At 48.8% G+C, this 11185-nt stretch carries 5 protein-coding genes; all 5 read right to left on the bottom strand.

The window, feature by feature from the left end:
- Positions 1–57 precede the first annotated feature (57 nt).
- Positions 58–4584 (bottom strand): EAL domain-containing protein, encoded by a 4527-nt coding sequence (locus tag NE536_RS19945; RefSeq protein WP_261273786.1) that lies wholly within the window; start codon positions 4582–4584, stop codon positions 58–60.
- A gap of 415 nt (positions 4585–4999) precedes the next feature.
- Positions 5000–5854, bottom strand: coding sequence for an isocitrate lyase/PEP mutase family protein (locus tag NE536_RS19940; RefSeq protein WP_115336033.1), 855 nt, complete (start codon positions 5852–5854; stop codon positions 5000–5002).
- Positions 5855–5909: 55 nt separating this feature from the next.
- Entirely contained in the window at positions 5910–7133 is a 1224-nt protein-coding gene (prpF, locus tag NE536_RS19935; RefSeq protein ID WP_261273785.1) for a 2-methylaconitate cis-trans isomerase PrpF, read from the bottom strand.
- Positions 7134–7293: 160 nt separating this feature from the next.
- Positions 7294–9897, bottom strand: a complete 2604-nt coding sequence (acnD, locus tag NE536_RS19930) for a Fe/S-dependent 2-methylisocitrate dehydratase AcnD (RefSeq protein ID WP_261273784.1) — start codon at positions 9895–9897, stop codon at positions 7294–7296.
- A gap of 81 nt (positions 9898–9978) precedes the next feature.
- The gene (prpC, locus tag NE536_RS19925; RefSeq protein WP_261273783.1) at positions 9979–11106 is read right to left on the bottom strand and encodes a bifunctional 2-methylcitrate synthase/citrate synthase; all 1128 of its coding nucleotides are present in this window, start codon (positions 11104–11106) and stop codon (positions 9979–9981) included.
- Between the last annotated feature and the right edge of the window lie 79 nt (positions 11107–11185).

Below are 11185 nucleotides of genomic sequence, written 5' to 3'. Positions count from 1 at the left end.
TGATTTTGACGATGACATTTGTAGGCTTCGCCTCAAATCAAATCAAATCAAACCAAATCAAATCGGCTGTGGCTTAGATTGATTCTTGAGCAAAGTTAAAAAATCCGCGGCACTTAAGGGTTTACTGAGTAAGAAACCTTGTACCTGATCGCAACCCTGCATCGCCAAGAAGTTGAGTTGTTCTTGGGTCTCTACGCCTTCGGCGACAACGTTCAGGTCTAAACTGTGGGCGAGGGCGATAATAGCGCTGGTGATGGCCGCATCGTCGGGATCATTTGTAATATCTCTGACGAACTCTCGATCGATTTTCAGCGTGTCTATCGGGAAGCGTTTGAGATAGCTTAGGCTCGAATAACCCGTACCAAAATCATCCACGGCTATGGTCAATCCTAGGGCCTTGAGTTTAGATAGGATGCTGACCGACTCCTGCGGATTGCCCATGATCATTGATTCAGTAAGCTCAAGCTCAAGAGATTGAGCCGGGAGACCTGATACGGCTAAAGCGACTTCGATGGTGGAGATAATGTCCGCCTTCAGTTGGCGAGCCGATAGGTTGACGGCAATAGTGATCCCGTTAAATCCTAAGCTATTCCATTCGGCTAATTGCTGGCAAGCATGATTGATCACCCAATGGCCAATTTGGGTGATGATGCCGGTTTCTTCCGCCAGCGGAATAAACTCGACGGGGGAAATGGGGCCAAGTTCAGTGTGATACCAACGTAAAAGTGCTTCCAGTCCTGTGAGTGAACCATCTCGTAAACAGAATTTAGGTTGATAAACCAAGCTTAGTTCTTTGCGTTGGATAGCTTCCTTTAAACCACTTTCGAGTTGTACATGACGGGTGGCGATTTCATTCAACTTAGAGGTATAAAACTGAAAGTTATTTCGACCTGATGATTTTGCGTGGTACATGGCGGTATCGGCAAATTTAATTAGTGAGTCGGCGTTGTCCGCATCGTTAGGGTATAAGCTGATACCAATTGAGGTCGAGATGGTCAGCGTTTTATCGTCCAATAGGAAGGGCGTTTGGAATGCTCTGAGCACTTTTTCTGAGATCAGGGTTGCGGCTTTTGTTTTCGCAACACCTTCTAAAATAATAGTAAATTCATCGCCACCTAAGCGTGCGACAGTATCGCCATCACGCACTGCATTTTGCAGTCGTCTTGCCACGGCTTTCAGTAATAAATCCCCGACATGATGACCCATAGAGTCGTTGATATGTTTAAAGCGGTCGAGGTCTAAGAACAGCAAGGCAACGATATTATTCGCTCTGTGCGCTTGAGTAATCGCGTGATTGAGCCTGTCTTGAAATAAAGTTCGGTTCGGTAAGCCAGTTAATGTGTCGAAGCTGGCGAGAAAACGCAGATCTTCTTCGGCTTTTTTCCGCTCTGTGATGTCGGTAAATACAGCAACGAAGTGACTGGTTTCGCCTTTGATATCGATCACTTGGTTGATTTCAAGCCAGACTAAAATGGCCTGACGTTGTTTATTGCGGATCCACAGTTCTCCGACCCAATGTTTGTGACGCAGTAGCTGTTGTTCAATCGTATTGAACAACTCCCGCTGTTGGCGACTAAAGGCTAAGTGAATGAAATGCTTATCGGTTATTTGGCGTTCTGTGTACCCTGTAATGGCACAAAATGCTGGGTTGACCGAACGAATTCGATAATTTAATCCTCCCACTACAACGGCTTCGTTCATACTGTTAAGCACTTGTGATGACAGTACCAACTCGTTTTCAATCAGTTTGCGCGAGGTAATGTTACGGTTGGTCCCTGTCATGCGGATCGGATTATCTAGGCTATCTTTTTCCACCACTTTACCGCGGTCTAAAATCCACACCCAATTACCCGGTGAGCGTTCGACACGGTACTCGGCTTCGAAGAAAGGCGAGCGGCCTTGAAGGTGCTCGTTTAGCTCAAGTTTGAATCTCTCTCTGTCTTCTGAGTGCATGCTCTCATGGACAATATTGCTGCTGTTCCAATGGGGGACTGAAGAATCCATATTGGTACGATAGACTCGATTTTCTGGTATGTTCCAGTCCCACATGCCATCACCAGAGGCCCAAAGTGCAAGTTTGAGTCGCTCCTCTGAGGCGCGAATGCTGGTTTCAAATTCACGTTGTATTTGATGTTTCTTTTTACGCCAGAGAATGACCCAAGCCAGCAGTCCTAAAGTGAGTAAGAAATAAAGGACGTAGGCGAATTGAGTGCGATAGAAGGGGGCTTGTACATTCAGATCGACAAGCAGCGCGTAGGCACCTTCTGAGTTGTATTGCAGCCCATGACGAACATGTAATCGGTAATGGCCAGAATTGATGTTAGTGAAGGTGATTTCATTGCCTGTGGGTAGCTCATGCCATTCGTTATCAAACCCTTCGAGATAATAGCTGAAACGGTTTTTACCCGTGTAGCTGAAATCCAATGAGGTCACCTCAAAACTGATTAGCTGATCGCTATAGTTCATCACTATGCTAGGGGGGCGGCTTAAATCGAGAATCGTGTGGCCTTTTCCCGCAATGCTATAGCCAGTGAGCGCGACTTTAACATCGGGTCGTTGATCTGGAATCGACTGGGGATTGAAACGATTGATGCCGTTAATACCGCCAAACCAGAGATCGCCATCGCTGTCCTGCAGTTTTACACCGCCGTTAAACTCCAGTGCCTGCAAACCTTCTTGTTCGTTGAATATGATGATGCGATTGGTTTTAGGGTTAAGTTTACCTATGCCGGCATTGCTGCTAAACCAAATGTTATGTTCTTGGTCCTCAAGTAAGGCGTAGATGGTATCGCTTGGTAATCCCTGCTCGCGGGTGTAATGAGTAAAGCCTGCATCGGCACCTTGGGAAGATAACTTACTGATCCCGCCATGGGTGGCGAACCATACCTCACCCGCCTGAGTCACCAAAATATCGCGGACACGGTTGTTGATTAAGCTTTTCTTATTAGAGGATTGATGGAAGTAAGATTTACCTATCCCCGTTTTCATATCCAGTTTCAGCAGGCCATTGAGTGTGCCTATCCAAAGCGTATCTTTGTGTGCTCTTAGGATTAAAAGCTGGTTTTGCGCCGGATAGAAATTATCAATATGTGCCAATGAGATAAAAGTAAACTCATCGGTATCTATAGCTTTGCGATAGATGGCATGGGTCGTTGCTACCCAGAGATGACCTTGATCATCAATGTCAAGATTGCGAATATAATTGGCTTCAGAGCCTTGGTCCGTACTTGTAGTGACCTTGAGTAATTGGAAATCGCCCTCTGGCGACAGCCGACCGAGTCCATAGTTAGTGGCAAACCAGAGCACGCCAGCTTTGTCTTGATCAATATCTCGCAGGATGAGGTTTAAATTGCGTTGATGCATTCCTAAGGCGTTCGCAAATAGCTCCGTATAATGCTCATATTTTCCATCGGCTAATATGCGCTTAAGCCCTGCGCCTTCAGTGCCTATCCAAAGGGCATTATCTTTGCTGCGGAATAAGGTGCGAATATTGTTGCTCTGTTGCGACAGCTCCGTGGTGTATTCGAAAATATGCTGAAAATACTGGCGACGGGTATTAATTTTATCTAATCCCGAATAACTGGCGCCTAGCCATAAGTTGCCAAAGGGATCTTGTAGTAAACTCAGTATGTTATTTTCACTGATACTGTTGGTGCGCTTAGGATCATACCTATGATAGGTCGCAGTGAATATTTTGTCGTTTCTCTCGAGTTGAATGAGACCTGCTTCTGGCCCAACAACCCAAAAATTACCCTGTTCAGTTTGGATAAAGTCCTTAATGTAAGGCACATTATCGTCTGTCTGCCATAGGATTTCGCCCTGTTGTGAGGCCAAGTTGTAATGCCATAATTGCTCACCCAGAGCTAAAGTGATCGCATTAGCGGAATGTGCCCTAATTTGATGTGCAGTGAGATTCTGCGGGACATTTAAGCGAGTAATAGTATTGGCACTGACAGCAAAGGTGCCGCTATCTTGTGTTCCTGCCAGCAGGTAAGTGTCTTCAACATTGGCTAAGCTGGTGATGTGGGGTTGAACACTATTACCTAAGTTCACTTGGGTAATGCGTTTGGTTTTGGTCGATAGGGAAAATAGTCCTGCTTTAGTACCAATCCAGAGTGTATTGCCTACAACGCTGAGTTTGGTTGTGCGCGGATCGGTAAGCCCTTGTTTTTGGCCAAAGTGTTCAAAGGTCCCTGTACTCAAATCGAGTCGATTAACCCCTTGGCTGAATGTGGAAACCCAAATGTAGCCTTCTGAATCTTGAATAATGTCAGAGACATAACTTTCTGAAATACTGCTAGGATCGTTGGGGGAGTGGGTAAAAATAGTGAAGTCATGACCGTTGTAGGCATGCAAACCATCTTGAGTACCAATCCACAACATGCCAGCACTGTCCATAAACAGGCTGGTAATCGTATTCTGGTTGAGGCCATCTTCACTGCGAATATGTTCAAATTTAAGCTGTGTGAAAGCCGCGCTCAATGGTTGCGCTAATCCATTGCACGAGATCCCCCACAAACTTAGGATACAAAGCGCGCCTAGCACTAGCTTGTGGATTAGTTGACTCAAATTTTCCCCTACCAAAAAACGGACCCATCCTGATTAGGTTTCTATTTAGTTTAGTTCTTAGCCTAGACCTTAAATGCCATTTTGTTGTAAAAACTTTAGCTTAAATTGCTGACTTGGTTTAAAAACAACCAAAATCGATGGGCGCGATTCAGTCATCGATCATGCGATAGCTCAAATATGCTGTTTTAGTGTCTTTGTGCTGGTTATGACGAGCTTTTTTTCCCGTGTTTAAGCTTAAGAATCTTAGCACTGTTTAAGATAGGCCAACATATGATGCTGCGACAAATGCAGCGAAAACCAGTGCGCAGAGTCACTAAAACCATGAGGGCGAATAGAAAAAGACCTTGCCGGAAGGGGGAGAAGCAAGGTCTTTGGTTGAACTGTTTTAGCGTTTAGATGGCAGGGTTAAACTTGCATTGACTCAGTTACGTCAATAGCCGAGGTCAAGATCCAAATAAGCTTGTGTATTTATGATCCGCTCACGCTCTGCAAACGACACCATCTGCTCGGCAATACTGCCACTGTCACCTTGCTCGAGAATGGTGCGTAAGGTGTGCTGACAAGCATGGATAGTCGCTCGCTGTAAGTCTGAGGGAATAATAATGAACTTGTATCCCAATGCTTGCAGTCTGTCCTTTGACACCAGCGGTGTTTTACCACTGTGGAACATATTGATGAGCTTAGGCTGCTTGATATGCTTAGCGATCAATTCAATTTGCTCAACGGTTTCTGGCGCTTCGACAAAAATCACGTCGGCACCCGCTGCTAAATACGCATGTGATCGTTCCATTGCAGCGTCGAATCCTTCAACGGCGATCGCATCAGTGCGGGCAATTAAGGTAAAATCTGGGTCAGTTTGGCTATCCTTAGCGACACGGATCTTGTGCACCATTTCTTGGGTACTCACCAAAGATTTATCATTCAGATGGCCGCAGCGCTTTGGAAAGGTTTGATCTTCCAAGTGCAATGCTGCGACACCGGCTCGCTCAAAGGCTTTTACTGTGCGGCTCACGTTGATGGCATTACCAAACCCAGTATCCGCATCCGCTATGATGGGCACTTGGGTCACTTCGACCATCTGTTCGAGTCGATGCAACACTTCGCTAAAGCTCAACATGCCTATATCGGGGAAACCACAACTTCTCGCAATCGCGCCGCCACTGGCATAAATCAGCTTAAACCCCGCCTGTTCGGCTAAACGTGCCGTCATGCCATCGTAAACACCGGGGGCGACGTGAATATCGCTACCACTGAGCATTTGTCGTAATGCCGTTGTTTTTTTCATTTGAATCCTCTTCCTTGTGCGCCTTTAGCGATTGAATCTAAAACCAGATAAACGATTAGAAACACTCGCTCGGTACTCGCACAAAACCTTCCATTAGCACGCGGGCGCTGCGGCTCATAATGGCTTTTACAACTGTCCATTCGCCGTTAACCATTGACGCCTCAGCCCCAACACGCAGCGTGCCAGAGGGATGACCAAAGCGCACCGCATCTATTTTGTCCTTAGTGTCGCCGCCAGCGGCTAAGTTAACTAAGGTGCCGGGGATCGCTGCAGCTGTGCCAATTGCCACTGCTGCCGTGCCCATCATGGCGTGGTGCAGTTTGCCCATAGACAGGGCGCGCACGAGCAAGTCGATATCATCGGTATTGACGGGTTTGCCGCTCGATGACACATAGGCTTTGGGCTTAGCCACAAAGGCGACCTTGGGCGTATGCTGGCGTGTAATGGCTTCATCTATATGCGAAATCAAGCCCATACGCACTGCACCATAGGCGCGAATGGTTTCAAATTTAGCCAGTGCCGCCGTGTCGCTATTAATATCATCCTGCAGCTCAGTGCCTGTGTAGCCTAAGTCCTCAGCATTAATAAAAATGGTGGGAATGCCAGCGTTAATCATAGTGGCCTTAAAACTGCCAATACCCGGCACTTCTAGTACATCAACAACATTGCCCGTCGGGAACATGCTGCCACTCCCTCCGTTAGAATTGGCATCTTCGTCCGCAGCCGGGTTCATAAATTCGATTTGCACTTCGGCGGCGGGAAAGGTCACACCATCGAGCTCAAAATCACCGGTTTCTTGCACTTCACCCTTAGTGATGGGTACATGGGCGATAATGGTTTTGCCTATGTTGGCTTGCCAAATACGCACTGTGCAGATGCCATTTTGTGGAATGCGGGCCGTATCAATTAAGCCATTGCTGATGGCAAAGGCGCCGACGGCGGCGGTTAAGTTGCCGCAGTTACCACTCCAATCGACAAAGGGTTTATCGATGGCCACTTGGCCGAACAGGTAATCGACATCGTGATCGGTTTGAGTGCTAGGGGAGAGGATCACAGTTTTACTGGTGCTTGAGGTGGCGCCGCCCATGCCATCGATTTGTTTGCCGTAAGCGTCTGGGCTGCCAATCACTCGCAGCAGTAGCGCATCACGGGCAGGGCCAGCAACTTGTGCGGCTTTCGGCAAATCCTGCAGACGGAAAAACACGCCTTTACTGGTGCCGCCGCGCATATAGGTCGCAGCGATTTTGATTTGTGGCGCGTGGGGTGTTGAAGTATTCATACATTGACTCCAAAAGGACTCCCAATGGAATCCAAATGAGCGCCAGTAACTTAATTGGGGAAGTTATTGGCGCTCTGTTTAGCTAGCTTATCTTTAGCTGATATTCGTGTTTTACTTGAGCCGAGCCTTGATTCAAGACTCGACTCAAACAAGGTTCGATTTAAGCCTGATTCGATTCGAGAAAGTCCTGCGCGAAGCGTTGCAATACGCCGCCCGCTTCGTAGATCGAGACTTCTTCGGCGGTATCGAGACGACAGGTTACTGGCACTTCGATGCGCTCACCGTTTTTACGGCTGATAACGACAGTCAAATCCGCTCGTGGCGCTGGCGTGCCGAGCACATCGAACACTTCGGTGCCATCTATGCCATAGGTTGCACGGTTTTCACCGGCTTTAAACTCCAGCGGCAGCACGCCCATACCCACTAAGTTAGTGCGATGAATACGCTCGAAACCTTCGGCAACAATGGCTTCCACACCTGCTAAACGTACGCCTTTGGCGGCCCAGTCGCGCGACGATCCTTGGCCGTAGTCAGCGCCCGCTATGATGATCAGCGGCTGCTTACGTTCCATATAGGTTTCAATCGCTTCCCACATACGGGTCACTTGGCCTTCGGGTTCGATACGGGCAAGTGAACCTTGCTGTACTTTGCCGTCAACCAGCGCCATCTCGTTTTTAAGCTTAGGGTTGGCAAAAGTCGCGCGCTGTGCGGTTAAGTGATCGCCGCGATGGGTGGCATAAGAGTTAAAGTCTTCTTCTGGCAAGCCCATCTTGTGCAGGTATTCGCCGGCGGCACTGTCCATCATAATGGCGTTCGACGGCGATAAATGGTCGGTGGTGATGTTGTCACCCAGTACCGCTAACGGGCGCATGCCTTTTAATGTACGTTCACCCGCCAACGCGCCTTCCCAATAAGGAGGGCGGCGAATATAAGTCGACTGCGCTCGCCAATCGTACAGCGGGCTGATTTGCTCACCATAATCGACGGCTAAATCGAACATGGGTTCGTACACTTTGCGGAACTGCTCAGGTTTAACGCTTTTAGCAATCACGGCATCGATTTCTTCATCCGATGGCCAAATGTCGATAAGTTTGACGGGGTTACCGTCTTTATCTAATCCCAACACATCCTTTTCGATATCGAAACGTATGGTGCCGGCAATCGCATAGGCCACCACCAATGGCGGTGATGCTAAGAAGGCTTGTTTGGCATAGGGATGAATACGGCCATCGAAGTTACGGTTACCCGATAATACCGCGGTGGCGTACAAGTCGCGGTCGATGACTTCTTTTTGAATCACAGGATCCAGTGCGCCGCTCATACCGTTACACGTCGTGCAGGCAAAGCCGACGATCCCAAAGCCAAGCTGTTCCAGTTCGGGCAAAAGATTGGCGTCTTCCAAGTATAACTGCACTGCTTTAGAGCCAGGGGCCAGTGAGGTTTTGACCCAAGGTTTACGGCTCAAGCCTTTGGCGTTAGCGTTACGGGCAATCAGACCCGCGGCAATCACGTTGCGTGGGTTGCTGGTGTTGGTACAGCTAGTGATGGCGGCGATGATCACAGCGCCATCTGGCATTAAGCCGGGTTCGTTTTCGACCACACCGCTAATGCCGCGCTGAGCCAATTCTGATGTTGGCACCCGTGCATGTGGGTTTGATGGCCCTGCAATGGTGCGCACCACCGAAGATAAATCAAAATGCAGTACGCGTGGATAGTGCACTTCGGTCAAGCTGTCGGCCCACAAACCTGCGGTTTTGGCATAGATTTCAACCAGTTTAACTTGCTCGGCTTCGCGGCCAGTTAAGGTCAAATAATCAAGGGTTTGCTGGTCGATGTAGAACATGGCCGCAGTGGCACCAAATTCAGGTGTCATGTTCGAAATCGTGGCGCGATCGCCTAATGTCAGCGCCGCTGCGCCTTCGCCGAAGAACTCTAAGTAAGAGGAGACGACTTTTTGTGCGCGTAAAAATTCGGTCAAGGCCAATACGATATCGGTAGCTGTAATGCCAGGCTGCGGTCTGCCCGTGAGCTCGACACCGATAATGTCCGGTAGACGCATATAGGATGCGCGCCCTAGCATGACGCTTTCGGCTTCTAAGCCGCCGACACCTATGGCGATAACGCCCAGTGCATCAACGTGTGGTGTGTGGCTGTCGGTGCCAACTAAGGTATCAGGGAAGGCCACGCCATTGCGTGAATGCACCACAGGCGACATACGCTCTAAGTTAATTTGGTGCATGATGCCGTTACCCTGAGGGATAACATCAATGTTTTTAAAGGCTTTTTGCGTCCAATCAATAAAGTGGAATCTGTCTTCGTTGCGTCTGTCTTCGATAGCGCGGTTTTTGGCAAAGGCGTCTTTATCAAAACCACCAAACTCAACGGCGAGCGAGTGATCAACAATGAGTTGTGTTGGCACGACAGGGTTCACTTTAGCGGGATCGCCACCTTTAGCGGCAATCGCATCACGCAGGCCTGCAAGGTCAACTAAGGCGGTTTGCCCCAAAATGTCGTGGCAGACCACGCGGGCAGGAAACCAAGGGAAATCCAGTTCTTGCTTAGATTCGATAATTTGTTTCAGCGAGGCGGTTAAGTCCGCAGGTGTGCAGCGACGGACTAAGTTTTCAGCCAGCACGCGCGAGGTATAAGGTAGCCTGGCGTACGCGCCAGGAGCAATCGCTTCTATGGCTTCGCGGGTGTCGAAATAATCGAGTTTGGTGCCGGGTAAGGGCTTGCGATATAGGGTATTCATAGCAGTGTTCATAACATCATCCATTTCGGAAAATGAAGTTGGCGCGAGACTGTCTATTAATAGCAGTCTCGCGCCAAGAGTCGTTAGCTTGGCTTAACGGTTGGCAATGGGGACGACTTTGCGTGGTGCAACGCCCACATAATCGGCACTTGGGCGGATGATGCGGTTGTTAGAGCGTTGCTCCATCACGTGCGCCGCCCAGCCTGTGACGCGTGAACACACGAAGATTGGCGTAAACAACTTAGTCGGAATATCCATGTAGTGGTAAGCGCTGGCATGGAAGAAGTCAGCATTACAGAAGAGTTTTTTCTGTTCCCACATCAGGGCTTCGCAGGCAACTGATACTCGATATAGGCGGTCGTCACCGTTGGCTGCCGCTAGTTTTTCTGACCATTCTTTGATGATGGCATTACGTGGATCGCTGTCGCGGTAAATCGCGTGACCGAAGCCCATGATCTTATCTTTACGCTCGAGTTTACCCATTAAGATGTCGCGCGCATCGGCTTCGTCTTTCATGTCTTGGATCAGTTCCATCGCCGCTTCGTTTGCGCCGCCATGCAGCGGGCCGCGCAGTGAACCAATCGCCCCTGTGACACACGAATGCATGTCTGACAGGGTGGATGCACAGACGCGCGCGGTAAAGGTTGATGCATTAAACTCATGTTCTGCATAAAGAATCAAGGATACGTCCATCACTTTTGCATGCAGTTCAGACGGCGCTTTACCGTGTAATAAATGCAGGAAGTGCGCGCCAATTTGGTCGTCATCGGTTTCAGTGTCGATACGCACACCGTCGTGACTAAAGCGATACCAGTAACAGATGATTGATGGGAAGGCGGCCAATAGGCGATCGGTGATTTCACTCTGATCGGCAAAGCTGTGTTCGGCTTCTAAATTGCCCAGCATAGAGCAACCAGTACGCATCACATCCATAGGATGAGTGTCAGCAGGAATGCGCTCTAACACTTCTTTTAAGGCTTGTGGCAGACCGCGAAGGCCTTTGAGTTTGGCTTTGTAAGCATCTAATTGTGCTTGAGTGGGCAACTCGCCGTAAAGAATGAGATAGGCGACTTCTTCGAAGGTGGCGTTTTCACCGAGATCTTTCACATCATAACCGCGGTACGTGAGGCCCGAACCTGACACGCCCACTGTGCTTAATGCGGTTTCGCCTGCGCTTTGGCCACGTAGTCCTGCGCCGCTTAACTTTTTACCTTCTGACATAATGTAATCCTTCCGTTAACGCTATTTGATTATTGCCAGCGCCGAGCGCTGGCGTTTATTGGTTAAGGCTGCTGGTGTA

This window comes from Shewanella septentrionalis (assembly GCF_025370265.1).
Lineage (GTDB): Bacteria > Pseudomonadota > Gammaproteobacteria > Enterobacterales > Shewanellaceae > Shewanella > Shewanella hafniensis.
Note: the sequence above shows the minus strand (reverse complement) of the source record. Positions and strands in the feature narration are given on the sequence as shown.